Origin of the sequence: Caballeronia calidae (genome assembly GCF_900044055.2) — a bacterium.
GTDB lineage: Bacteria > Pseudomonadota > Gammaproteobacteria > Burkholderiales > Burkholderiaceae > Caballeronia > Caballeronia calidae.
In genome coordinates, this window is sequence record NZ_FCOX02000001.1 from 330,995 (window position 1) to 356,882 (window position 25,888).

Consider the following 25,888-nt stretch of genomic DNA (forward strand, 5'->3'; position numbering starts at 1 on the left):
GACGGCAGGTTCAATGGAAATATTCGGCATCCCCCTCGCCGCAATGATGAGCCAGCTGCTGCTCGGGCTGGTGAACGGCTCGTTCTACGCGATCCTGAGCCTCGGGCTCGCGGTGATCTTCGGCCTGCTCAACGTCATCAATTTCGCGCACGGCGCGCTCTTCATGCTGGGCGCGATGCTCGCGTGGATGGGCTACTCGTATCTCAGCGTGCCCTATTGGGCGATGCTCGTGCTCGCGCCGATCGTCGTCGGGCTGTTCGGCGTGATCGTCGAGCGCTCGATGCTGCGCTGGCTCTACAAGCTCGATCATCTCTACGGGCTCTTGCTCACCTTCGGCCTCACGCTCGTGATCGAAGGCGTGTTCCGCTCCATCTATGGATCGTCGGGCCAGCCGTACGACGTGCCTTCGCTGCTCACCGGCGCGACCAATCTCGGCTTCATGTTCCTGCCGAACTATCGTGCATGGGTGGTCGTCGCGTCGCTCGTCGTGTGTTTCGCGACGTGGTTCGTGATCGAGAAGACGCGCATCGGCGCCTATCTGCGCGCGGGCACGGAGAACCCGAAGCTCGTCGAGGCCTTCGGCATCAACGTGCCGATGATGATCACGCTCACCTACGGCTTCGGCGTCGCGCTCGCGGCGTTCGCGGGCGTGCTCGCGGCCCCCGTAATCCAGGTGTCGCCGCTGATGGGCCAGTCGATGATCATCACCGTGTTCGCGGTCGTCGTGATCGGCGGCATGGGCTCGATCATGGGTTCGATTCTCACGGGCCTTCTGCTCGGTGTGATCGAAGGCTTCACGCGCGTGTTCTATCCGGAAGCGTCCGCGACGGTCGTCTTCGTCATCATGGCGATCGTATTGATGATTCGCCCGGCAGGACTCTTCGGCAAGGAAAAATGATGCAGAGAAAAGCGCTCTACACGCTGTTGCTGATCGGGCTGATCGCGGCGCCGTTCGTCGGCGTGTATCCGGTGTTCATGATGAAGGTGCTGTGCTTCGCGCTCTTCGCGGCGGCGTTCAACCTGCTGATCGGCTATACGGGGCTGCTGTCGTTCGGGCACGCGATGTTCCTTTCCACCGCGGGCTACATCACCGGCTACGCCATTCAGACGCTCAACTTCACGCCGGAGCTCGGCGTGATCGCGGGCACGGCGGCCGCGACGCTGCTCGGCCTCGTCGCCGGGCTGCTCGCGATCCGGCGCCAGGGCATCTACTTCGCGATGGTCACGCTCGCGCTCGCGCAGATGGTGTACTTCGTGTTCCTGCAGGCGCCCTTCACGCATGGCGAGGACGGTCTGCAAGGCGTGCCGCGCGGCAAGCTCTTCAACGTCGTCGATCTGGGCAGCGACATCACGCTCTATTACGTCGTGCTCGTCGTGATGCTGCTCGCGTTCGCGCTGATCGTCCGCATCGTGCACTCGCCGTTCGGGCAGGTGCTGATCGCGATCAAGGAGAACGAGCCGCGCGCGATCTCGCTCGGCTACGACACGTCGCGCTACAAGCTGCTCGCGTTCGTGCTGTCGGCGGGTCTCGCGGGTTTCGCGGGTTCGCTCAAGACGGTCGTGCTCGGCTTCGAAACGCTCGGCGACGCCTATTGGACCATGTCCGGCCTCGTCGTCCTGATGACGCTCGTCGGCGGCATGAGCACGATGTTCGGGCCGCTGCTCGGCGCCGCGATCATCGTCGCGCTGGAAGACCGGCTCGGCGATATCGGCAGCGGCATCGCCCGGCTCACCGGCGTGTCGTGGTTCAACTCGCTCGGCGAATCGGTGACGATCGTGACCGGGCTCATCTTCATCGCGTGCGTGCTGGCTTTCCGCCGCGGGATCGTCGGGGAGATCGTCGCCCGGGTTCGTCCGCTGCAGAGCTAAAGCGATTTAGTTTGAAATACGAACGAATCGGGCAATTGCGAGATGCGCGCTGTATTGCAAGAAATACGCCCCGTTGAAGTGCTTTTCTGCACCACTAGGGTAAATGCTAGGTTGTCGCACAGTGTTGCATTCTTTAACATGCGTCCTAGTTCTGTTGCACCCAGATTTTTTGAGGTGGAGAACGAGGAGACATGAGGCACGAAGTGCCCGACCGAAAAGCGCTGTTGGATGAGTCCAACAGCGCTTTTTTATTTGCCCGTCGATAATACGAATAAATCCCGCGCGGCATTTTAAGCGGGGTTTTCCCGAGGGTTTCGCGACTCGCACGGCGACGTTGCCAAGGCATTGAAAAACAACGCTGAAGCGTGCCGGAAACCCTTCAAAATGCTTGCTGCGCGGCGGTTTAGTCCGCTAAACTGCATTTCCCGACCCGTCGGTCGGCGATTTCAGGCGGGCGCGAATCACGGGCATATTCGCAAGCAGTTCTTCACGCAGAAACACGATTTACGGGGCGCAAATCAATGAAGTTGGCTTTACGCGGTAAGACGGTCGCAATGGCCGTCGCGGCATTATCGGCGGTATTCAGCAATCAGGTTTTGGCGGACGTGAAAATCGGCGTGACGGTCTCGGCAACGGGTCCGGCGGCGTCGCTCGGCATTCCGGAAAAGAACACCATCGCACTGTTGCCCAAGGAGGTCGCCGGGCAGAAAGTGGAATATATCGTCCTCGACGACGCCACCGATTCCACTCAGGCCGTGAAAAACGCGCGCAAGCTGACGAGCGAAGATCACGTCGATGCACTCGTCGGCTCGACGGTCGTGCCCAATTCGCTCGCGATGACCGACATCGCCGCCGAAGCGCACACGCCGATGATTTCGATGGCCGCGGCCGCGAGCCTCGTCGAGCCGATGGACGCGAAAAAGGCGTGGGTCTTCAAGACGCCGCAGAACGACATCCTGATGGCCACCGCGATCGCGCAGCACATGGCCAATCACGGCGTGAAGACGGTGGCGTTCATCGGCTTCAGCGACGCGTACGGCGAGAGCTGGTTCAAGGAGTTCTCGAAGGCCGCCGATCTCGCGAAGCTGAAGGTCGTCGCCAATGAGCGCTTCGCGCGCAACGACGCATCGGTGACGGGACAAGTGCTCAAGATGATGTCGCAGAACGCGGACGCGGTGCTGATCGCGGGCGCGGGCACGCCGGCCGCGCTGCCGCAGAAGACGCTCAAGGAGCGCGGCTACAAGGGCAAGATCTATCAGACGCACGGCGTCGCCAATAACGACTTCCTCCGCGTGTGCGGCAAGGATTGCGAAGGCACGTTCCTGCCGGCGGGGCCGTTGCTCGTCGCGGAGCAGCTGCCCGACAGCAATCCCGTGAAGCAGGCCGCGCTCACGTACAAGAAGGCGTATGAAGGCGCATACGGCGCGGGCTCGGTGTCGACCTTCGGCGGTCACGCGTGGGACGCGGGCCTCATCCTGCAACGCGCGATTCCCGTCGCCCTGAAGAAGGGCCAGCCCGGCACGCCGGCGTTCCGCGAAGCGTTGCGCGCGGCCATTGAAGAGACGAAGAATCTGCCCGCCTCGCACGGCATCTTCAACATGAGCCCCAATGACCACTCCGGACTGGACCAGCGCGCACGCGTAATGGTGGAGATCGTCGGCGGCAAGTGGAAGCTCTCGAGCAACTGACGGAATCGCATGTGAATTGATTCGGAGAACAAAGGCGCGTTAGCAACACAACGCGCCTTTTTTTCTGTGTCGTGCAGTGAGAAACCGCAGCGGAAAGAGAGGGCGCAAACGCCTCGCCCGCAGCGGCGCAACGGTCAGGGAAAACCAGCCTTGGCATGCAGTAACGCGGTAAATAGATTGGGGCGGCTCTTTGGTTAGCCCAAGGCAGCGGCATCGATAACAACTCGCAGCAGCGCACCGCAGGGGTGCGTGAACAGCAAGTCGCGTTTGGAGACAAGCAATGAAAACGAAGAAGGCATGGATCAGGACGAGCATCGCGCTCGCCATCGCGGGCAGCGCGCTCATGGGTGCGGGCGCGGCGTTCGCGCAAGTGAAGATCGGCGTGACGCTCTCGGCGACGGGGCCGGCGGCATCGCTCGGGATTCCCGAGAAAAATACCGTCGCGTTGTTGCCGAAGGAGATGGGCGGGAAGTCGGTCGAATGGATCGTGCTCGATGACGGTTCGGACACGAGCCGTGCCGTGCAGAACACGCGCAAGCTGATCGACGAAGATCATGTCGATGCGATCGTCGGTTCCACGGTGACGCCGAACTCGCTCGCGATGATCGACCCGGCCGCCGCCGGCAAGACGCCGATGATCTCGATGGCGGCATCGGCCGCGATCATCTCGCCGATGGATGCGAAAAAGGCGTGGGTCTTCAAGACGCCGCAGAACGACGCATTGATGGCCGATGCGATCGCGGGCTACATGGAGAAGCACGGCGTGAAGACGGTGGGTTTCATCGGCTTCGCGGATGCCTACGGCGACGGCTGGTACAACGTCTTCAACACGGCGGCGAACGCGCACAAGCTGAAGATCGTCACGAACGAGCGCTATAACCGCACGGACACGTCCGTGACCGGCCAGGTGCTCAAGACGATGGGCGCAAACCCGGACGCGGTGCTGATCGCGGGCGCGGGCACGCCGTCCGCGCTGCCGGCGAAGGCGCTGAAGGAGCGCGGCTACAAGGGCAAGGTCTATCAGACGCACGGCGTCGCCAATAACGACTTCCTGCGCGTGTGCGGCAAGGATTGCGAGGGTGAGATTCTGCCCGCCGGTCCGGTGCTCGTGACCGAGCAGCTGCCGGCGAGCAATCCGGTGAAGAAGTCGTCGGCGGCGTACAAGGACGCGTATGAGAAGGCGTACGGCGCGGGTTCGCTGTCGACGTTCGGTGGTCATGCGTGGGACGCGGGCCAGATGCTTCAGCGTGCGATTCCGGAGGCGCTCAAGAAAGGCCAGCCGGGGACGCCGGAGTTCCGTGAGGCGCTGCGCGCCGCGCTGGAAAACCTGAAGGATCTGCCCGTCTCGCACGGCATCATGAACACGACGCCGACGGATCACAACGGCTTCGACAATCGCGCGCGCGTGATGGTGCAGATCGTCGACGGCAAGTGGAAGTTGCTGAACGACTGAGTCTGACAGGACGCGCTTCATCGCGCGTTCTCGTTTCTTAATTTCAAGATGAACGGGCGGCGCACCGGCAACGGCGCGCCGCTTTGACCATGTTCCGGCGGGCGTTATTCAGACCGCCTGTTTCACAAGAAGCTCCGAAGAGGAAGTATGGACTTATCGATTGCGGCGATCCTCGCGCAGGACGGGATCACCACGGGTGCGATCTACGCGTTGCTCGCGCTCGCCTTGGTGCTCGTGTTCTCCGTGACACGCGTCATTTTCATTCCGCAGGGCGAGTTCGTCGCGTACGGCGCCCTCACGCTGGCCGCGCTGCAAACGCAAAAGCTGCCCGCGACCTGCTATTTGCTCATCGCGATGGGCGTGGGCTGCTTCGTCGCCGAAGTGGCGGGCATCGTGCGACATCCTGCGCGATATCATCAGATCGGGCGCCTGCTTGCGGTGCTGGCGGGCAAGTATGTGCTGTTTCCCGTCGCGGTCTGGGCGCTCACGCAGGCCGTCTTCGCACAGACCTTGCCGATGATCGCGCAGATCGCGCTGACGCTCCTGATCGTCGTGCCGATGGGGCCGTTCGTCTATCGGCTCGCGTATGAACCGATCGCGGAGGCGAGCACGCTGCTGCTGCTGATCGTCGCGGTGGCGGTGCACTTCGCGATGGTCGGTCTCGGGCTCGTCATGTTCGGCGCGGAAGGCTCGCGCACGACCGCGTTCTCGGATGCCACGTTCAATCTCGGTAGCGTGTCCATCTCGGGGCAAAGCCTTTGGGTCGTCGGCACGGCGGTGGTGTTGATCGTCGCGCTGTACGTCTACTTCGACCGCTCCATCTCCGGCAAGGCCTTGCGCGCGACTTCGGTGAACCGGCTCGGCGCGCGGCTCGTCGGCATCGGCACGACGCAGGCGGGGCGCCTCGCGTTCACGCTCGCGGCGGGCCTCGGCGCGCTCTGCGGCGTGCTCGTCGCGCCCATCACGACGATCTACTACGACTCGGGCTTCCTGATCGGCCTGAAGGGCTTCGTGGGCGCGATCGTCGGCGGTCTGGTGAGCTATCCGCTCGCGGCGGCGGGATCGCTGCTGGTGGGCCTGCTGGAATCGTATTCGTCCTTCTGGGCGAGCGCGTACAAGGAGGTGATCGTTTTCACATTGATTATTCCGGTCCTGCTGTGGCGAAGCCTGGCGAGCCCGCATTCGGACGAGGACGAGGAGTAAGCCGATGAAATTCCTGCATCGATATCGATTTTTCTGGGTTTTCCTGCTCGTCGTCTTCGCGCTGCCGATTCTGCCGCGGCCGGTCGCCGTGCCCGAGTACTGGATCACGCTGCTGAACTACATCGGTCTCTATTCGATCGTCGCCATCGGGCTCGTGCTGCTGACGGGCATCGGCGGGATGACGAGCTTCGGGCAGGCCGCTTTCGTCGGCGTAGGCGCCTATGCGACGGCCTTCCTGACGACGCGCTACGGCGTCTCGCCGTGGCTCGCGCTGATCGCGGGCGTCGTGCTGACGGCGTTCATCGCGCTGCTGCTCGGGCTCATCACGATGCGTCTTTCCGGGCACTTTCTGCCGCTCGGCACGATTGCGTGGGGGCTCTCGCTGTTCTATCTGTTCGGCAACATGGAGTTGCTCGGCAAGTACGACGGCATCAACGGGATTCCGGTGCTCAATTTGTTCGGATGGGAGCTGGAGTCGGGCCGGAGCATCTACTACCTGATCTGGGTCGTGGTGCTGCTCGCCGTGATCTCTGTTCAGAATTTGCTTAATAGCCGTCCGGGGCGCGCGATTCGTGCGCTGCGCGGCGGCGGCACGATGGCCGAAGCGATGGGCGTCAACACGGCGTGGATGCGCGTCGTGATCTTCATCTATGCAGCCGTTCTGGCCGCCATTTCGGGCTTCCTGTACGCGCATTTGCAGCGGGCGGTGAATCCCACGCCGTTCGGGCTGAACCACGGCATCGAGTTCCTGTTCATGGCGGTGGTCGGCGGCATCTCGCATGTCTGGGGCGCGATTCTTGGTGCGACGATCCTCACCGTCCTTCAAGACTATCTGCAGACGCTGCTGCCCAAGCTGCTCGGGGCAAACGGCAATTTTGAGATCATCGTCTTCGGCGTCGTGATGGTGCTGCTGCTGCAATACGCGCGGCAGGGCGTCTGGCCGTTCGTCGCGCGTCTCTTCCCGCGCGGCCCGCGCGCGCATGTGCCTGATCATCGCGATTCGTTGCCGCAGCGCAGCAAACCGCAGGCGGGCGAGCGGTTGTTGGTTGTTGATAAGGCGCGCAAGCAGTTCGGCGGGTTGGTCGCGGTCAACGATGTGAGCTTCGAGGTGAAGGCGGGAGAGATCATCGGTTTGATCGGACCGAATGGCGCGGGCAAATCGACGACCTTCAATCTCGTGACCGGCGTGCTTCAGGCGACGAGCGGCGCGATCAGTTTCCACGGCGAGCGCATTGAAAAGCTGACTTCGCGTGAGATCGTGAAGCGGGGCATCGGGCGGACGTTTCAGCACGTCAAGATGCTTCCGGGCATGACGGTGCTCGAGAACGTCGCCATCGGCGCGCATCTGCGTGGCAATACGGGCGTGTGGCGCAGCATCGCGCGGCTGAATGCGCCGGAAGAGGCGCGGCTCATGTCGGAGGCTGCGAGGCAGATCGCGCGCGTCGGTCTCGAAAAGCATATGTACAGCGAAGCGGGCAGTCTCGCGCTCGGTCAGCAGCGGATTCTCGAGATCGCGCGTGCGCTGTGCTGCGATCCGACTCTGCTGCTGCTCGATGAGCCTGCTGCGGGTCTTCGTTATCAGGAGAAGCTGCAACTCGCCGATCTACTGCGAAAACTCCGTGCGGAAGGAATGAGCATCCTATTGGTCGAGCACGATATGGACTTCGTGATGAACCTCACTGATCGGCTGGTGGTGATGGAGTTCGGAACGAAGATCGCAGAAGGACTGCCGACGGATGTCCAGAAGGATCCAGCGGTGCTCGAAGCATATCTGGGCGGGGTGGAATGATGGCGAAGGAATCGAACGCAGTGAACAACCCGATTTTGCAGGTAGAAGGTTTATCGGTCCGGTACGGCAAAGTCGAAGCGTTGCACGATGGCAAGCTCACGGTCGGAGCGGGGCAGATCGTTTCCGTGATCGGGCCGAATGGCGCAGGGAAATCAACGTTGCTCAACGCAATCATGGGCGCGCTTCCGCAAACCGGGCATGCCAAGGGCTCAGTGCGCTATCTCGGCGAGGAAGTTTCGGCACTGGCGATCGAGCGTCGTGTTTCGCGTGGTATGTGCCTCGTGCCGGAAAAACGCGAACTCTTTGCGACGATGGCAGTGGAGGATAACCTCGTGCTCGGGGCGTATCGGCGCAAGCGGGCCGGCGAGCGAAACTTTCTCGATCAACTCGATCACGTGTTCGAGTTATTCCCCCGTCTGAAAGAGCGGCGGAAGCAGGCTGCCGGAACGCTGTCGGGCGGTGAGCGACAGATGCTCGCGGTTGGTCGCGCGCTGATGGGCAAACCGCAGCTGCTCATGCTGGACGAACCCAGTCTCGGTCTCGCGCCGCTGATCGTGAAGGAGATTTTCCACATCATTAGCGCGCTCCGCCAGACGGGCGTGGCGACCCTTTTGATCGAGCAGAACGCGCGCGCGGCGTTACAGATATCGGACTACGGGTACGTGCTGGAGACCGGTGAATTCGCTCTGGAAGGCAATGCTGACGCGCTTCAGCACGACCCGCAAGTTATCGAAACTTATCTGGGTCTGACGAAAAAGACTGCGTAAATTCGACGTTTGCGGCAGCTTGCGATGGCGTGTTTCACGTGAAACACGCCATTTTTTTCGTCCTAGACCAGTCGGCCGAATTCGGGACATGGGAGAAACCGTTATAATTCATAGCTATTCTCTCTTCAGGTTCGTGTCGTTCGCACACGAAATCTCCAATGCTTTATCCCACAGAATTTGATGTGATCGTCGTCGGTGGCGGTCACGCGGGCACTGAGGCCGCGCTCGCCTCGGCGCGCATGGGCTGCAAAACGCTGCTGTTGACCCATAACATCGAGACGCTGGGGCAGATGAGCTGCAATCCGTCAATCGGCGGCATTGGCAAAGGCCATCTCGTCAAGGAAGTCGACGCGCTCGGCGGTGCAATGGCGGCCGCAACCGATGAATCGGGCATTCAGTTCCGCATTCTGAACTCGTCCAAAGGGCCGGCAGTCCGCGCGACGCGCGCACAGGCTGACCGCCTTCTGTATAAGCAGGCGATTCGTCATCGGCTCGAAAATCAGCCGAATTTGTGGCTTTTCCAGCAGGCCGTCGACGATTTGATGGTGGAGGGCGATCGCGTCGTTGGCGCGGTGACGCAAGTTGGCTTGCAATTCCGGTCTCGGGCTGTGGTGCTGACGGCCGGCACGTTCCTCGACGGCAAGATACACGTCGGCCTCAATAACTATGTCGGCGGACGGGCGGGCGATCCAGCCGCGGTGTCGCTGTCCGCACGCCTGAAAGAGCTGAAGCTGCCGCAAGGCCGCCTCAAGACCGGCACGCCGCCTCGCATCGACGGCCGCACGATCGATTTTACGAAGCTGGAAGAACAGCCAGGCGATCTCGATCCGATTCCCGTGTTCTCTTTCCTTGGGCGCGTCGAGCAGCATCCGCGCCAGATGCCGTGCTGGGTTACGCATACAAACACGCAGACGCACGACATCATCCGCTCAGGTCTGGACCGGTCGCCCATGTATACGGGCGTAATCGAGGGCGTGGGGCCGCGTTATTGCCCGTCGATTGAGGACAAAATTCATCGTTTTGCGTCGAAAGAGGCGCATCAGATCTTCCTCGAGCCGGAAGGGCTGACCACGAACGAGTTCTATCCGAACGGGATCTCTACGAGTCTTCCCTTTGATGTGCAGTTGAACCTTGTGCGCTCGATGCGCGGCCTGGAGCACGCGCATATTCTGCGTCCGGGCTACGCTATCGAGTACGACTACTTCGACCCGCGCGCGCTGAAGGCGTCGCTGGAGACCAAGGCGATCAACGGTCTGTTTTTCGCTGGCCAGATCAACGGAACGACCGGATACGAAGAAGCGGCTGCTCAGGGCTTGTTGGCCGGGATCAATGCGGGCTTGCAGGTGCAGGGGAAGGAGTCGTGGTCGCCGCGCCGCGATCAGGCTTATCTCGGCGTCCTGGTGGATGATCTCGTCACGCGCGGCGTCTCTGAACCTTACCGGATGTTCACGAGCCGTGCGGAATATCGTCTCTCGCTGCGCGAAGACAACGCCGATATGCGTCTCACCGAGGTCGGCCGGGAACTTGGCGTCGTAGACGACGTGCGTTGGGACGCTTTCAGCCGCAAGCGCGACGCTGTTTCACGTGAAACACAGCGGCTTCGTTCGACGTGGGTTAATCCGAAGACGCTTCCTGCGGAAGACGCAACGGCCTTGCTCGGGAAGCCGATCGACCACGAATACAGTTTGGCGGATCTTCTGCGCCGTCCTGGCGTTTCATACGACGGTATCTGTGGCTTGCGTGAAGGTGCTTGCGGCCCTGAAGCGCCTCTTGCGGAAGACCCGGTGCTGCTCGCTCAGATCAAGGAGCAGATCGAGATCGGTGTGAAGTATCAGGGTTACATCGACCGGCAAGCGGACGAAATCGTTCGAAACGGTGCGCAGGAAAACACGCGTTTGCCGGAGGGCATCGACTACAACGAAGTTCGTGGTCTGTCCTTCGAAGCACGGCAGAAGCTCATTCAGCATCGCCCGGAGACCATCGGTCAGGCGTCGCGTATCTCCGGCATCACGCCGGCCGCGATTTCGCTGTTGATGGTTCATCTGAAGCGGGGCATCGGCCGTCGCGGCCGCAATTCGGCGGGCGATGATTCAGCGGCCGATAACACGACGGCGGTTCAATGACGGAGCGCAATCCATCCCTGGCGACGACGCTCGAAATGGGCGTCGCCGAACTCGGCCTTGCGCTGTCGTCATCGCAAATGCAGAAACTGCTCGACTACGTCGCGTTGCTCGGCAAGTGGAACTCGGTCTACAACCTGACGGCGATTCGCGATCCGCAGCAGATGGTGATTCAGCACATCCTCGATTCGCTCGCGATCGTGCCGGCCGTGTCCGCGCGTAAACCGCGAGCGGTGCTGGATGTGGGTTCCGGAGGCGGGCTGCCTGGCATCGTGCTGGCCATCGCGCTGCCGGAGCTGCATGTCACGTTGAACGATATCGTTCACAAGAAAACCGCATTTCAGTCGCAAGCTAAAGTGCAGTTGGGTCTGAACAATCTGTCGGTCGTGACCGGTCGCGTCGAAAGTTTACGTCCGGGCGTCGAAGTGCCGGAAAAATTCGATGTAATCGTGTCGCGCGCATTCGCAGAGCTCTCCGATTTCGTTACACTTTCGCGTCATCTGGTCGCCGACGATGGACGGATTCTGGCGATGAAGGGCGTCAAGCCCGATGCCGAAGCCGCGCGTCTGCCGGCGGGCGCCGTGGTAGTCGGCGTTGAGCGCTTGAAAGTGCCCATGCTCGACGCGGAGCGGCATCTGGTTGAGATTGCGGTCGAACCAGCATGACGGTCCGCCGCACGGTTTCCATCCGGCATTCCAGGCACGCTGATCTTCTGACAGCGAAAAAACGAGGACACTAAACGATGGCAAAAATCTTCTGCGTCGCAAATCAGAAGGGCGGCGTTGGAAAGACCACGACAGCGGTCAATCTCGCGGCGAGCCTCGCAGGGCTCGGGCAGCGCGTACTGCTGATCGACCTCGACCCGCAAGGCAATGCCACGATGGGCAGCGGCATCGACAAATCGGCATGTGAAAACACCGTCTACGAAGTGCTCGTCGATGGCGTCACGCTGCGCGACGCTCGCACGCGCCCGTCGGCGGTCGGATATGACGTGCTGCCGGCGAATCGCGAACTTGCCGGCGCCGAGGTCGAACTCGTGGACATGGAAAATCGCGAGCGCATTCTGCGCGCCGCGATCGAAGATGTAGTCGATGACTATGACTTTGTGCTGATCGATTGTCCCCCGGCGCTGTCGCTACTGACGCTCAACGCGTTGTGCGCGGCGCATGGCGTCGTGATCCCGATGCAGTGCGAATACTTCGCGCTGGAAGGCTTGTCGGACCTCGTGAACACCATCAAGCAGGTTCACGCGAATCTGAATCGTGATCTGAAGGTTATCGGCTTGCTGCGCGTGATGTTCGATCCCCGTATCACGCTTCAGCAACAAGTGTCGGACCAATTGAAGGAACACTTTGGCAGCAAGTTGTTCGACGTGGTGATCCCGCGCAACGTGCGTCTGGCCGAAGCGCCGAGTTACGGCCTGCCGGGCGTCGTGTTCGACAAGTCGTCGCGCGGTGCGCAGGCGTACATCCAGTTCGGCACGGAAATGATCGAGCGCGTCCGCGCGCTCAACGTCAACTAAGCCAACCCATTCGATGCGGCGAAGCACGCCGACGGAGGAACCGAAATGAGCGCTGTGATGAAAAAGAAAGGTTTGGGCCGAGGCCTGGACGCGTTGCTCGGCGGCAGCGTCGACATTACGGAAGCCGTGCGCGGCGAGGGCACGCCCTCGGTGCTGTCGCTCGACAAGTTGCAGGCCGGCAAGTATCAGCCCCGTACTCGCATGGACGAGGGCGCGCTGCAGGAGCTCGCTGCGAGCATCCGCGCGCAAGGCCTGATGCAGCCCATTCTCGTGCGCTCGGTCGGCGACGATCACTATGAAATCATCGCGGGCGAGCGGCGTTTCCGCGCCGCGCGCATCGCCGGGCTCGATGAAGTGCCCGTGTTGGTGAAAAACGTGCCAGATCAGGCCGCGGCCGCGATGGCGCTGATCGAAAACATTCAGCGCGAGGATCTAAACCCGCTGGAAGAGGCGCAGGGCATCCAGCGTCTGCTCGACGAGTTTCGCTTCACGCATGAACAGGCGGCGGAGTCGGTCGGGCGTTCGCGCAGTGCCGTCTCGAACCTGCTGCGTCTGCTGAACCTTGCTGCGCCCGTGCAAACGATGCTGCTCGCCGGCGATCTCGACATGGGCCACGCGCGCGCGTTGCTCGCGGTCGATGCCGCGACGCAAATCCAACTGGCCAATCACGTGGTGAATCGCCGCTTGTCGGTGCGCGAAACCGAGCGGCTCGTTGCAGCGACGACCAAGGAAGCGCCTGCGACAAAAGCGCGCGTGGCAAACGACGGCGGACGCGATACGCGCCGTCTGGAAGAAGAGTTGTCGGACCTGCTCTCCGCGAATGTGAAGATCAAGCTTGGCGGGCGAGGGCGCGGCAAGGTGACGATCGATTTCGGCACGCTCGACTCGCTGGAAGGCATCCTGACGAAGCTGCGCGGCAGCATCGAAACGCCGGCTCCGGCTGCCTGATTCGCGTACACCTTGTCCGAATTCAACGTTAAGCGGTCCCGCTCCGACTATCTCGCGCGCATCTTGAGAGCCGTCTCCAACGAGCCGGTTCTCGCGATCCTAGTTTTCGCGCTCGTCGTGTTGCAGATCGCGCATCCGCGCTCGTGGATGTCGCTGCCCGGTCTAGTCGACTGGCAAACGGTGCTCACGCTCGCCGGCCTCCTGATTCTGACCAAGGCAATCGAATTGTCAGGATTCCTGATGTGGGCGGCACATCGGCTGGTGCATCACATTCACGGCGAACGGACGCTTGCGCTTCTGCTCGTGGCGCTCGCGGCGGGTCTCTCCACCGTGCTGACCAACGATGTCGCGCTCTTCGCCGTCGTGCCGCTCGCCTTGTCGCTGCATAAGCTCGCGCCGTTGCCGATCAAGCGGCTCGTCATCGTGATCGCGCTCGCGGTCAACGCCGGCTCGATCCTCACGCCGCTCGGCAATCCGCAGAACCTCTTCCTGTGGCAGACGAGCGGCGTCGGGTTCCCCGCCTTCGTGTGGGCGCTGCTGCCGCTGTCCGCCGCATTGACGGCGCTGCTCGGCGTCGTCACGTTCGCGATGTTCCGTGCCGAGCCGCTCGATCTGTCCGGCGATGTCGAAGAGCATCGCGTCGATCGCGTGCTGTGCGGCGTGAGCGTGCTCGCGTTCGCGGCGTTCGTCGCATCGGCCGATGCGCATCACGCCGGCCCAGCGTTGGCCGCGCTCGCAATCGGCTTTCTGCTATGGCGCCGCGAAGTCGTATTCAAGATCGACTGGCTGCTGCTGCTCATCTTCGTGTTGATGTTCATCGTGCTGCGCAGCGCGGCCGCATTGCCATCGATTCACGCGGCGATCGCGCATCTCGGCGTGAGTACGCCTGTGCGCGCGTATGCGGCCGGCGCCGTGCTTTCACAAGCCATCAGCAACGTGCCCGCGGCCATCGTTCTCGCGGAGTTCTCCAAGGATTGGCGCGCGCTCGCGTTCGGCGTGAGCGTCGGAGGCTTCGGCGTGGCGATCGGCTCATTGGCCAATCTGATTGCCGTTCGGCTTTCCGGCGAGAAGGGCATGTGGATGCCGTTCCACATCGTATCGATACCGTTCTGGATCGTGGCAATGGTCATCGGTTGGGCGCTCGTTTGACGCTCACCGGCGGCTTGAGGATCGACTGAAAATCTCCTTGCAATTGCAAGAAAAATCTCGCTTTTGAGACCGATTTTTAAGGTTCGTCCGCTTGGCTTTTGACACACCTAAACTATTGAATCCGTGACAACAATCGCTTACAATCCCCCGGATTTATCAGCTAGGCCACCTCGAAAGCGCCGCGAAAGCGCAAGGTGATTTCCCCGGACTTTTGGTTGAAGGTTTGAAGACGGTGCGAGAGGAAAATCGAGCGCCGGACGCTCACGCAACCGGCGCAGCAAACGCCTCCGGAAATCAGCCGCGCAGTTCGTCTGGCGACTCGTGGGATGCCGAGGCGCAAGATAACAATATCGTTCCGCTCACGCGGGATCAGGCAGAGAAGCTGTTTGGCCCCGAGGTGAGTCGTCCATCGCGTGTCACGCCGTATCGGGTCGTGGCGGCGCAAATGGTTTTGTCCCTGGGTGCGACGCTGTTGTGGTGGCTGTTCTACAAGCCGCCGGGCGATGCTGCGCTGTCGGCCTTTCTGGGAGGAGCGATCTGCTGGGTGCCGAGCGCCTTGTTCGCCGCGCGCCTGAAAGCGAAGAGCGGCGCGGAGACGATCATGAGCTGGATGATCGGCGAGGCGCTCAAGATGGGAGCGACGATTGCTATGTTCGTGGCCGTCGCGTACTGGTACAAGAGCGCGTTGTGGCTGCCGTTGCTGGTCACGTACATCGTCGCTTTGAAGACTTACTGGGTGGCAATGGCGCTGCGGTGACGATTCTTGACGTCCCACGTAAGTGCCTGCAGCACGGGTTGTAAGTAGCATCACATATGAACAGGTGCGGACCAGGTTCCGCACTCGGGCCTCTCGACCGGAGCCGCAACGCGAAGCGGCGGCTCGGAAGCGACAGGCGGCGAAAGATTTTTGACAATTTGGGTGGCTTTAACGATATGGCAGCTAGCGAAGGAACGCACGCTCTGGATCCGTCCGAGTACATTGCGCACCACTTGCAGAATCTTTCCACGAACGCACAGACGTCGATCTTCGATATCCACGTCTGGAATCTCGACACGCTGTTCTGGTCGATCGTCTGCGGCGTCGTGACCATCGTCATTCTCGGTCTTGCTGCACGCAAGGCGACGTCCGGTGTTCCCGGCCGTTTCCAGTGCGCCGTCGAGATGCTGGTAGAAATGGTCGAAGACCAGTCGAAGTCGATGATCCACGGCAGCCGCCGCTTCATCGCTCCACTCGCGCTGACCGTGTTCGTCTGGGTCGCCCTGATGAACTCGCTCGACTTCATCCCCGTGGATCTCCCGCCGCGCATCATCGGCTGGCTGGGTCTCGAGCATGTCCTGCCCCACCATCGCATCGTTCCGACGGCTGACCTCAACGGCACCATCGGCATCGCGCTGGGCGTGTTCGTCCTGATGATCTACTACAACTTCAAGATCAAGGGCGCAGGCGGCTTCGTACATGAGCTGCTGTCCGCTCCGTTCGGCGCGCATCCGCTGCTGTGGATTCCGAACCTCGCGCTGAACATCATCGAGTTCGTCGCCAAGACGGTTTCGCTCGGCATGCGGCTTTTCGGCAACATGTACGCCGGCGAACTGCTGTTCCTGCTGATCGCGCTTCTGGGCAGCATGTGGACGTTCGGTGCGGACGCTTCGGTGCTCGGTTTCATCGGCCATGTCGTAGCAGGCACGGTTTGGGCGATCTTCCACATTCTGATCGTGCTGTTGCAGGCGTTCATTTTCATGATGCTGACGCTGGTGTATATCGGCCAGGCGCATGACTCACACTGACGCGTTGCGGCACGTTCCGGAATCGTTCAGGTTTTAGGTTTTTCGTTTTTTATAAATCCAGTTCCAAAGTCTTTAATCAAAGGAGTGATCATGCAAGCTTTCATCGCCAACATCCAGGGTCTGACCGCCATCGGTATCGGCATCATCATCGGCCTGGGTGCAATCGGCGCCTGTATCGGTATCGGTCTGATGGGCGGCAAGTACATTGAAGCGTGCGCCCGCCAGCCGGAACTGATGAACCCGCTGCAGACCAAGATGTTCCTGCTGGCTGGTCTGATCGACGCGGCGTTCCTGATCGGCGTCGGTGTGGCAATGCTGTTTGCGTTCGCGAACCCGCTGCTCTCGAAGCTCGCAGGCTGAGGTTCCTCGGAAGTGTGCGTCTGACTTTTTAAAGACGCCAGAACGGAACGGGTGAGGCGCTGATCGAGCTCAACAAGCCGATGAGCGCCTTTTAACCGTTTCCCCTCCGATCAAGCAACGTTTAAGGAAACACCGTGAATCTCAACGCAACCCTGTTTGCGCAAATGGTCGTGTTTCTGATCCTCGCGTGGTTCACGATGAAGTTCGTGTGGCCGCCGTTGATCAACGCCCTCGACGAGCGCTCGAAGAAGATTGCCGACGGCCTCGCCGCCGCCGACAAGGGCAAAGCGGAACTCGAAGCAGCGCACAAGCGCGTCGACCAGGAGCTCGCACAAGCGCGCAACGACGGCCAGCAACGCATCGCCGACGCTGAAAAGCGTGCCGCCGCAGTCGCAGAAGAAATCAAGGCCAATGCTCAGGCCGAAGCCGCGCGCATCATCGCGCAAGCCAAGGCTGATGCCGACCAGCAAATCGTGAAGGCGCGCGAATCGTTGCGTGCCGAAGTCGCGGCGCTGGCTGTGAAGGGCGCCGAGCAAATTCTGAAGCGCGAAGTCGATCAGAAGGCTCACGCCGATCTGCTGAATCAACTCAAAACCGAGCTCTGATCATGGCCGAACTTGCAACCATCGCTCGTCCTTACGCAGAAGCGCTGTTCCGCGTGGCCGAAACCGGCGATCTCGCGGGCTGGTCCACCTTCGTCGGCGAGCTGGCTCAGGTTGCGCGTCTGCCCGAAGTGGAATCGGTCGCCTCGAGCCCGAAGGTGAGCCGTCAGCAAGTCGTCGATCTCCTGCTCGCCGCAGTGAAGTCGCCGCTCGCGCAAGGCCAGCCCCAAGCGAAGAACTTCGTCGGCATGCTGGTGGAAAACCATCGCCTGTCGCTGCTGCCGGAAATCTCCGTCCAGTTCGACGAGTTGAAGAACGCCCGTGAAGGTGCTGCCGATGCTCACATCGTGAGCGCGTTCCCCCTCGAAGGCGAACAGTTGAACGACCTCGTTGCAAGCCTCGAACGCAAGTTCGAGCGCAAGCTGAAACCGATCGTCTCGGTCGATCAGTCGCTGATCGGCGGCGTTCGCGTGACGGTTGGCGACGAAGTGCTCGATACCTCGGTCCGCGCGCGCCTCGCCAGCATGCAGACGGCTCTGACCGCCTGACGCTTCAAGAGAAGCGCCTAGCTGGCACGCAACAGAATTGACTATCAGGAGCGAATAATGCAACTCAATCCCTCTGAGATCAGCGAGCTGATCAAGAGCCGGATCCAGGGCCTTGAAGCGAGCGCGGACGTTCGCAACCAGGGCACCGTGATCTCCGTGACCGACGGTATCGTGCGTATCCACGGCCTGTCGGACGTGATGCAGGGCGAAATGCTCGAATTCCCGGGCAACACGTTCGGCCTCGCGCTGAACCTCGAACGTGACTCGGTCGGCGCCGTTATTCTCGGTGAGTACGAGCACATCTCGGAAGGCGACATCGTCAAGACGACGGGCCGCATTCTCGAAGTGCCGGTGGGTCCGGAAATGGTCGGCCGCGTGGTCGACGCGCTGGGCAACCCCATCGACGGCAAGGGCCCGATCAACGCGAAGATGACCGACGCGATCGAAAAGATCGCTCCGGGCGTGATCTGGCGTAAGTCGGTGTCGCAGCCGGTGCAAACGGGTCTGAAGTCGATCGACTCGATGGTGCCGATCGGCCGTGGCCAGCGTGAGCTGATCATCGGCGACCGTCAGTGCGGCAAGACCGCGGTGGCCGTCGACGCGATCATCAACCAGAAGGGCAAGGACCTCATCTGTATCTACGTCGCGATCGGCCAGAAGGCTTCGTCGATCATGAACGTGGTGCGCAAGCTCGAAGAAACCGGCGCGATGGCGTACACCATCGTCGTGGCCGCTTCGGCTTCGGAATCGGCCGCGATGCAATACCTCGCGCCGTACGCCGGCTGCACGATGGGCGAATACTTCCGCGATCGCGGCCAGGACGCGCTGATCGTCTATGACGACTTGACCAAGCAAGCGTGGGCGTATCGCCAGATCTCGCTGCTGCTGCGCCGTCCGCCGGGCCGCGAAGCGTATCCGGGTGACGTGTTCTATCTCCACTCGCGTCTGCTCGAGCGTGCTGCGCGCGTCTCGGAAGAGTACGTCGAGAAGTTCACCAACGGCGAAGTGAAGGGCAAGAGCGGCTCGCTGACGGCACTCCCGGTCATCGAAACGCAAGCCGGCGACGTGACCGCGTTCGTTCCGACGAACGTGATCTCGATTACCGACGGCCAGATCTTCCTTGAAACCGACCTGTTCAACGCGGGTATCCGTCCGGCTATTAACGCCGGCGTGTCCGTGTCGCGCGTCGGTGGTGCGGCTCAGACCAAGGTCGTGAAGAAGCTGTCGGGCGGTATCCGTACCGACCTCGCGCAGTATCGTGAACTGGCTGCGTTCGCGCAGTTCGCGTCGGACCTCGACGAAGCCACCCGCAAGCAGCTCGAGCGCGGCCGCCGCGTGACGGAACTGCTGAAGCAGCCGCAGTATCAGCCGCTGCAAGTGTGGGAATTGTCGGTTGCGCTGTTCGCGGCCAACAACGGTTACCTCGACGATCTGGAAGTCTCGCAAGTGCTGCCGTTTGAAAAGGGCATGCGCGAATTCCTGAAGACGAAGCACGCCGACCTGGTGAAGCGCATCGAAGACAATAAAGACTTGTCGAAGGACGACGAAGGCGCACTGCATGCCGCGCTGAAGGACTTCAAGAAGTCGGGCGCTTATTGATCGGGATAGAGGAGCAACGCGCGATGTCGGCGTTGAAAATGCAACATCGCGCGGCTTCGATCAAGGAGTAAGCAATGGCTGGAATGAAGGAAATTCGCGGCAAGATCAAGAGCGTGCAGAACACGCGCAAGATCACGAAAGCGATGGAAATGGTCGCCGCATCGAAGATGCGCCGCGCCCAGGAGCGTATGCGTTCCGCCCGTCCGTATGCCGACAAGGTCCGCGCAATCGCTTCGCACATGAGCGCGGCGAACCCCGAGTATCGTCACCCGTTCATGTTGAAGAACGAGGGCGTGAAGACGGCCGGCCTGATCCTCGTCACGACCGACAAGGGTCTGTGCGGCGGCATGAACACGAACATCCTGCGTGCGTCGCTGAGCAAGATCAAGGAACTCGATCAGAGCGGTGTGCAGATCGAAGCTTCGGCGATCGGCAGCAAGGGACTCGGCTTCCTGAATCGCCTGAAGGCCAAGGTCGTGTCGCAAGTCACGCAACTGGGCGACACGCCGCATCTGGAAAAGCTGATCGGCGCGATCAAGGTGCAGCTCGACCTGTATTCGGAAGGCAAGATCAACGCGGTGTACCTGGCGTACACGCGCTTCATCAACACGATGAAGCAGGAAGCGGTGATCGAGCAACTGCTGCCGTTGTCGGTGGATGATCTCCACGCGAAGGAAGATGACGGCGCGACGCCGAAGACTTCGTGGGATTACATCTACGAGCCGGACGCGCAGACCGTGGTGGACGAGCTTCTTGTCCGCTACGTCGAGGCGCTCGTCTATCAGGCGGTCGCGGAAAACATGGCGTCGGAGCAATCCGCGCGCATGGTCGCGATGAAGGCCGCGTCCGACAACGCAAAGCAAGTGATCAACGAACTGCAGCTCGTCTACAACAAGAGCCGCCAGGCCGCGATTACGAAAGAATTGTCGGAAATCGTCGGCGGCGCCGCAGCGGTCTGACGGCCGCGTGAAAGAACACAGTATCTAAAGGAAATGCGATGAGTACTACTGCTTTGGTAGAAGGCAAGATCGTACAGTGCATCGGCGCCGTTATCGACGTGGAATTCCCGCGCGCGCAAATGCCGAAGATTTACGACGCGCTCATTCTGGAAGGCACCGAACTGACGCTCGAAGTCCAGCAGCAGCTGGGCGACGGCGTGGTCCGCACCATCTGTCTGGGTGCATCCGACGGTCTGCGCCGCGGCACGATGGTCAAGAACACGGGCAAGCCCATCAGCGTGCCGGTTGGCAAGCCGACTCTGGGCCGCATCATGGACGTGCTCGGCCGTCCGATCGACGAAGCCGGTCCGATCGAATCGGAAACGATGCGCTCGATCCACCAGAACGCGCCTTCGTTCGAAGACCTGTCGCCGTCGACCGAACTGCTCGAAACTGGCATCAAAGTTATCGACCTGATCTGCCCGTTCGCGAAGGGCGGCAAGGTGGGTCTGTTCGGCGGTGCAGGCGTGGGCAAGACCGTGAACATGATGGAACTCATCAACAACATCGCGAAGGAGCACGGCGGTTACTCCGTGTTCGCGGGCGTGGGTGAGCGTACCCGTGAAGGGAACGACTTCTATCACGAAATGAAGGACTCGAACGTTCTCGACAAGGTCGCGCTGGTGTACGGCCAGATGAACGAGCCGCCGGGCAACCGTCTGCGCGTCGCGCTGACCGGTCTGACGATGGCTGAGCACTTCCGTGACGAAGGCCTCGACGTGCTGTTCTTCGTCGACAACATCTATCGTTTCACGCTGGCGGGTACGGAAGTGTCCGCTCTGCTCGGCCGTATGCCTTCGGCAGTGGGCTATCAGCCGACGCTGGCTGAAGAAATGGGCAAGCTGCAAGAGCGTATTACGTCGACCAAGACCGGCTCGATTACGTCGGTCCAGGCCGTGTACGTTCCTGCGGACGACTTGACCGACCCGTCGCCGGCTACGACCTTCGGCCACCTGGACGCAACCGTCGTGTTGTCGCGTGACATCGCTTCGCTGGGTATCTATCCGGCAGTGGACCCGCTCGATTCGACCTCGCGTCAGATCGACCCGCACGTGATTGGCGAAGAGCACTACACGATCACGCGTGGCGTGCAGCAGACGCTGCAGCGCTACAAGGAATTGCGCGACATCATCGCAATTCTCGGCATGGACGAACTGTCGCCGGAAGACAAGCTGTCGGTCTCGCGCGCTCGTAAGATCCAGCGTTTCCTGTCGCAGCCGTTCCACGTCGCTGAAGTGTTCACGGGCTCGCCGGGCAAGTACGTGCCGCTGAAGGAAACCATTCGCGGCTTCAAGATGATCGTCGAAGGTGAATGCGATCATCTGCCGGAGCAGGCGTTCTACATGGTCGGCACGATCGACGAAGCCTTCGAAAAGGCCAAGAAGATCCAGTAAAGGTCGGGTGTTTTTCAGGCGGACGCCAACGCATCGCGCTGGCGTCCACGAATGACACTGACGACGACAGGAGTCGACATATATGGCAACCATCAAGGTAGACGTCGTCAGCGCGGAAGAGGAAATCTTCTCGGGCCAGGCGAAGTTCGTCGCGCTGCCGGGCGAGGCGGGTGAGCTGGGCATTCTGCCGGGTCACACGCCGCTCATCACGCGCATTCGTCCGGGCGCGGTGCGCATCGAGGCGGAAGACGGTTCGGAAGAGTTCGTGTTCGTCGCAGGCGGGATTCTCGAAATCCAGCCGGGCGTCGTGACCGTTCTCGCCGACACCGCCATCCGCGGCGCCGATCTCGACGAGGCGAAGGCCGAGCAGGCGAAGAAGCGCGCCGAGGAAGCGATTCAGGACAACAAGTCGGAACTCGAGTACGCGACCGCGCAAGCGGAACTCGCATACGCGACGGCTCAGCTCGCGGCGATCCAGCGTCTGCGCAAGGCGCACGCGAAGCACTGAGCGTGTGATGCGCGCCACGCGGCGTTCAGCAGTTCAAAAAAAAAGCAGCCTTCGGGCTGCTTTTTTTTATGCTCCAAATCGGCAAATCGCGCAGGCATATCTGCATATCGGTTATGTGGCTGTCCTGTCGATATCGGGTAAAGCTTTGATTCGCCGCGATTTTCGGCGATTGACTCCAATCAGCATTGCGGGGAAACACTCAATGCCCACGCGCGTCTCGCGTTGCACAATGGCCTCCATTTAGCCTACATCGGGCAGCGATTCACATTGGCGGAGACCATCGATGGCAACTGAACCGACGCAGGCCGGCGCGCAGATCGAACCGCGCGACGGTATTTCCTATGTTCGCGGCGCGACCGACATTCCGTTGAGCGACGCGACCGTTTCGCGGTTTCTTCTCGACACTACCGGGCGGTTCCCCGATCGCCCCGCGGTCGTGTTTCGCGAGCAGAACATCCGCTGGACGTGGCGCGAGTTCGCGAACGAAGTCGACGTATTGGCGAGCGGCCTGCTCGCGCTCGGTATTCAACCGGGCGATCGCGTCGGAATCTGGTCGCCGAATCGCGCCGAATGGCTGCTCACGCAGTTCGCCACCGCGCGCATGGGCGCGGTGCTGGTGAACATCAACCCGGCGTATCGCCTGGCGGAGCTCGAATATGCGCTGAACAAGGTCGGCTGCAAGGCGATCATCGCGGCCGAACAGTTCAAGACCTCGAAGTATCTGGAGATGTTGCAGGCGCTCGCGCCCGAGCTGGCTTCCTCTGAACCGAACGCGCTGCACGCGGCCAAGCTGCCGGAACTGCGCGCGGTGATCCGCATGGGCGACGGCAAAACGTCCGGCATGCTCAATTTCGGCGATGTGATGCACACCGGCCGCACGCAAGCCGATAGCGCGAAGCTCGACGCGCTCGAAGCGAAGCTCGGTCCGGACGATCCCATCAACATTCAGTTCACGAGCGGCACGACCGGCAATCCGAAAGGCGCGACGCTCACGCATCGGAACATCGTCAACAACGCGCGCTACATCGCGATGGCGATGCGCCTCACCGAGCAGGATTCGCTCTGCATTCCTGTGCCGCTGTATCACTGCTTCGGCATGGTGCTGGCCGTGCTGGCATGCGTATCGACCGGCTGCGCGATGGTCTTTCCGGGCGAGGCGTTCGACCCCGGCGCGACACTCGCCGCCGTCCACGAGGAAAAATGCACCGCGCTCCACGGCGTGCCGACGATGTTCATCGCCGAGCTCGATCATCCCGACTTCGCGAAGTACGACCTGACCCGCCTGCGCACGGGCATCATGGCGGGCTCGCCGTGCCCGATCGAAACGATGAAGCGCGTCGTCTCGAAGATGCATCTGAGCGAGGTGACGATCGCATACGGCATGACGGAGACGAGCCCGGTGTCGTTCCAGAGCTCGACGACCGATCCGCTCGACAAGCGTACGACGACCGTCGGACGTATTCAGCCGCACCTCGAGGTGAAGATCGTCGATCCGTCGGGCAACATCGTGCCCGTCGGCGAGACGGGCGAACTCTGCACGCGCGGTTACTCGGTGATGAAAGGCTATTGGAGCGACGACGCCAAGACGCGCGAGGCGATCGTCGACGGCTGGATGCACACCGGCGACCTCGCGACGCTCGACGCCGAAGGCTATTGCAATATCGTCGGGCGCCTGAAGGACATGTTGATTCGCGGCGGTGAGAACATCTATCCGCGCGAGATCGAGGAATTTCTGTTCCGCCATCCGAAGGTGCAGTCCGTTCAGGTATTCGGCGTGCCGGACGAGAAATACGGAGAGGAAGTCTGTGCGTGGATCGTCGTGCGGCCGGGCGAGCAGACAAGCGAGGCGGAGATCCGCGAGTTTTGCCAGGGGCAGATCGCGCACTACAAGATTCCGCGCTATATCCGTTTCGTCGACGAACTGCCGATGACCGTCACCGGCAAGGCGCAGAAGTTCGTGATGCGCGCACGCATGATCGATGAGTTGAAGCTCGCCGAGGCGAAGACGGCCTGAGGCTGAAGCCGGGCAGAGAAGGCAAAACGACAAAGGGAGCGCCGCGGCGCTCCCTTTTTAGCATCGAATGCAATGATCGCGCCTTGGGCTTCCAAATAGCGCAAACGTTTGTCTGGGCGAAAAAAAAGCGGGCCTGGAGCCCGCTAAAAACCACACGCTACGGGGTTAGCGCGAGGAGACCAATCGTGGGATGTTTCGAATGCCTTTCATTCGAAGAACGATCCCAACACGGATGCCCCTTACAGAGAGCTTCGACCAAAGTCGGCCATCGGATCACGCGGCTTACGCACAGCGCGCCCAAATACATCCGTGTTGAAACCGTTTCAACAGATTGTGGGCGAATTGATTCCGGGTCGCCGTAACAAAGTGTTTCAGGTTGTAACCCGCGTCACACAAGGCTCAGAGGAAATTTTCTCGCGCGATTCCTCCGATTTGCACGGATATATTGTCTGTTATTCAGATCAATTATCCGATCGGCCTGATCTCAGTGATAAATCGCGATTTTCGGGCTAGTGCGATTATTCTAATTTTTCGGCAAAATCGAACGTGCGGATGCATGAAATCGATGCGCAACTGCGCGTCGCGACCAAGTATTCAATCAAAAGACATCATGGAGACACGCATGACCATCGACGCAGCCTTGCTCCGATATTACCGCGCCGTGGACGAGGCTTTTCCTGCTCTCGGATCTGATGCGGACGCGCGAGCCGTGCGAGACCGCTTCAGCAACGTGGCCAAAGCGTACGCCCGGGACCGCGGCGACGCGGTAACGGCGGAGAACATCGAAATTCCGCTCGAAGGCCGCACGCTCGGCGCGCGCGTCTACAAGCCTAAAGCCGCGCCGGGTCCGCTGCCGCTCCTTGTGTACTTCCATGGCGGCGGCTGGGTGGTCGGTGATCTCGATACGCACGACGGTCTCGTCGAGCGGCTCGCGCAGGATTCGCAATGCGCGGTGGTGAGCGTCGATTACCGGCTCGCGCCGGAGCATCCGTTTCCCGCGCCGTGCGAAGACGCGCTCGACGCGTTGATCTGGCTCGCGGAGCATCGTTCGCGGCTTGGTTTCGCGACAGACCGGCTTGCCGTCGGCGGGGACAGCGCGGGCGCGCATTTGTCGGTCGTCGCGGCGCGCGGCGCGAATCAACGCGTGGCTGGCCTCGTCAGCTTGCAACTGCTGCTTTACCCGGTGATGCGGCGCCAGTTCGAAAGCCCCAGTTGCATCGCGAACGCGAACGGCCCGGGCCTCACGAACGCGGAAATGAAGTGGTACTGGACGCAGTTCCTGTCCGGTGCGACGCCGCATGAACACGACGCGCGCGCGTTCCCGCTCTCCGAGCCGTTCGAGCGCACGCCGGCGCCCGCGCTCGTTGTCGCGGCCGCCTACGACCCGCTCTATGACGACGCCATCGAGCTCAAGCGTTTCCTGGAAGCCAACGGCGGCCGGGTGGAAATGATCGACGCCCGAAACATGACGCACGGGTTCGGGCGCATGCATGCGCAATCGGAGGTTGCGCTGGGCTGGCTGCGCGATATCGGCGAGCGCACGGGCGAACTCGTGCGCGCCGAACGCTGAGC

At 61.4% G+C, this 25,888-nt stretch carries 23 protein-coding genes; all 23 read left to right on the forward strand.

What is annotated here, in order from left to right:
• The first annotated feature begins 13 nt into the window (after positions 1-13).
• Complete coding sequence (locus tag AWB78_RS01605; RefSeq protein WP_062601585.1) at positions 14-898, forward strand: branched-chain amino acid ABC transporter permease; 885 nt, start codon at positions 14-16, stop codon at positions 896-898.
• Entirely contained in the window at positions 898-1,869 is a 972-nt protein-coding gene (locus AWB78_RS01610) for a branched-chain amino acid ABC transporter permease (RefSeq protein ID WP_062601586.1), read from the forward strand. Before AWB78_RS01605 ends, AWB78_RS01610 begins: the two co-directional genes overlap by 1 nt.
• 521 nt (positions 1,870-2,390) lie before the next feature.
• Positions 2,391-3,557 carry an ABC transporter substrate-binding protein gene (locus AWB78_RS01615; protein ID WP_062601587.1) on the forward strand — a complete coding sequence of 389 codons (1,167 nt, stop codon included), beginning with the start codon at positions 2,391-2,393 and terminating at the stop codon, positions 3,555-3,557.
• A 280-nt stretch (positions 3,558-3,837) separates the two neighbouring features.
• Entirely contained in the window at positions 3,838-5,010 is a 1,173-nt protein-coding gene (locus AWB78_RS01620; RefSeq protein WP_062601588.1) for an ABC transporter substrate-binding protein, read from the forward strand.
• Positions 5,011-5,157: 147 nt separating this feature from the next.
• Positions 5,158-6,213, forward strand: a complete 1,056-nt coding sequence (locus tag AWB78_RS01625) for a branched-chain amino acid ABC transporter permease (RefSeq protein ID WP_062601589.1) — start codon at positions 5,158-5,160, stop codon at positions 6,211-6,213.
• A 4-nt stretch (positions 6,214-6,217) separates the two neighbouring features.
• Positions 6,218-8,002 carry a branched-chain amino acid ABC transporter ATP-binding protein/permease gene (locus AWB78_RS01630; protein WP_062601590.1) on the forward strand — a complete coding sequence of 595 codons (1,785 nt, stop codon included), beginning with the start codon at positions 6,218-6,220 and terminating at the stop codon, positions 8,000-8,002.
• Positions 8,002-8,769 (forward strand): ABC transporter ATP-binding protein, encoded by a 768-nt coding sequence (locus AWB78_RS01635; protein WP_062601591.1) that lies wholly within the window; start codon positions 8,002-8,004, stop codon positions 8,767-8,769. Before AWB78_RS01630 ends, AWB78_RS01635 begins: the two co-directional genes overlap by 1 nt.
• Before the next feature lie 158 nt (positions 8,770-8,927).
• Complete coding sequence (gene mnmG, locus AWB78_RS01640; RefSeq protein WP_062601592.1) at positions 8,928-10,892, forward strand: tRNA uridine-5-carboxymethylaminomethyl(34) synthesis enzyme MnmG; 1,965 nt, start codon at positions 8,928-8,930, stop codon at positions 10,890-10,892.
• Complete coding sequence (rsmG, locus tag AWB78_RS01645) at positions 10,889-11,554, forward strand: 16S rRNA (guanine(527)-N(7))-methyltransferase RsmG (protein ID WP_062601593.1); 666 nt, start codon at positions 10,889-10,891, stop codon at positions 11,552-11,554. The genes mnmG and rsmG overlap by 4 nt, the downstream gene beginning before the upstream one ends.
• Before the next feature lie 77 nt (positions 11,555-11,631).
• Entirely contained in the window at positions 11,632-12,411 is a 780-nt protein-coding gene (locus AWB78_RS01650; RefSeq protein ID WP_062601594.1) for a ParA family protein, read from the forward strand.
• 45 nt (positions 12,412-12,456) lie between these two features.
• The gene (locus AWB78_RS01655) at positions 12,457-13,359 is read left to right on the forward strand and encodes a ParB/RepB/Spo0J family partition protein (protein WP_062601595.1); all 903 of its coding nucleotides are present in this window, start codon (positions 12,457-12,459) and stop codon (positions 13,357-13,359) included.
• A 12-nt stretch (positions 13,360-13,371) separates the two neighbouring features.
• Positions 13,372-14,508 carry an SLC13 family permease gene (locus AWB78_RS01660; RefSeq protein ID WP_062601596.1) on the forward strand — a complete coding sequence of 379 codons (1,137 nt, stop codon included), beginning with the start codon at positions 13,372-13,374 and terminating at the stop codon, positions 14,506-14,508.
• A 223-nt stretch (positions 14,509-14,731) separates the two neighbouring features.
• Positions 14,732-15,265, forward strand: coding sequence for an ATP synthase subunit I (locus AWB78_RS01665; RefSeq protein WP_062601597.1), 534 nt, complete (start codon positions 14,732-14,734; stop codon positions 15,263-15,265).
• Positions 15,266-15,441: 176 nt separating this feature from the next.
• A complete protein-coding gene (gene atpB, locus AWB78_RS01670; RefSeq protein ID WP_062601598.1) occupies positions 15,442-16,293 on the forward strand; it encodes a F0F1 ATP synthase subunit A in 852 nt (283 codons plus the stop codon).
• Positions 16,294-16,383: 90 nt separating this feature from the next.
• Positions 16,384-16,653 (forward strand): F0F1 ATP synthase subunit C, encoded by a 270-nt coding sequence (gene atpE / locus AWB78_RS01675; protein WP_007180033.1) that lies wholly within the window; start codon positions 16,384-16,386, stop codon positions 16,651-16,653.
• Between the two features lie 134 nt (positions 16,654-16,787).
• A complete protein-coding gene (locus AWB78_RS01680; RefSeq protein ID WP_061158602.1) occupies positions 16,788-17,258 on the forward strand; it encodes a F0F1 ATP synthase subunit B in 471 nt (156 codons plus the stop codon).
• Between the two features lie 2 nt (positions 17,259-17,260).
• Positions 17,261-17,803 carry a F0F1 ATP synthase subunit delta gene (locus AWB78_RS01685; protein WP_062601599.1) on the forward strand — a complete coding sequence of 181 codons (543 nt, stop codon included), beginning with the start codon at positions 17,261-17,263 and terminating at the stop codon, positions 17,801-17,803.
• Positions 17,804-17,860: 57 nt separating this feature from the next.
• Positions 17,861-19,402: a F0F1 ATP synthase subunit alpha gene (gene atpA / locus AWB78_RS01690; protein ID WP_062601600.1), complete on the forward strand. Its 1,542-nt coding sequence runs from the start codon at positions 17,861-17,863 to the stop codon at positions 19,400-19,402.
• A 74-nt stretch (positions 19,403-19,476) separates the two neighbouring features.
• Complete coding sequence (atpG, locus tag AWB78_RS01695) at positions 19,477-20,361, forward strand: F0F1 ATP synthase subunit gamma (protein ID WP_062601601.1); 885 nt, start codon at positions 19,477-19,479, stop codon at positions 20,359-20,361.
• A 38-nt stretch (positions 20,362-20,399) separates the two neighbouring features.
• Positions 20,400-21,794, forward strand: a complete 1,395-nt coding sequence (gene atpD, locus AWB78_RS01700; RefSeq protein ID WP_062601602.1) for a F0F1 ATP synthase subunit beta — start codon at positions 20,400-20,402, stop codon at positions 21,792-21,794.
• An 82-nt stretch (positions 21,795-21,876) separates the two neighbouring features.
• Positions 21,877-22,302, forward strand: a complete 426-nt coding sequence (locus tag AWB78_RS01705) for a F0F1 ATP synthase subunit epsilon (RefSeq protein WP_062601603.1) — start codon at positions 21,877-21,879, stop codon at positions 22,300-22,302.
• 283 nt (positions 22,303-22,585) lie between these two features.
• The gene (locus tag AWB78_RS01710) at positions 22,586-24,316 is read left to right on the forward strand and encodes an AMP-binding protein (RefSeq protein ID WP_062601604.1); all 1,731 of its coding nucleotides are present in this window, start codon (positions 22,586-22,588) and stop codon (positions 24,314-24,316) included.
• A 622-nt stretch (positions 24,317-24,938) separates the two neighbouring features.
• Positions 24,939-25,886 carry an alpha/beta hydrolase gene (locus tag AWB78_RS01715; RefSeq protein ID WP_062601605.1) on the forward strand — a complete coding sequence of 316 codons (948 nt, stop codon included), beginning with the start codon at positions 24,939-24,941 and terminating at the stop codon, positions 25,884-25,886.
• The last annotated feature ends 2 nt before the right edge of the window (positions 25,887-25,888 follow it).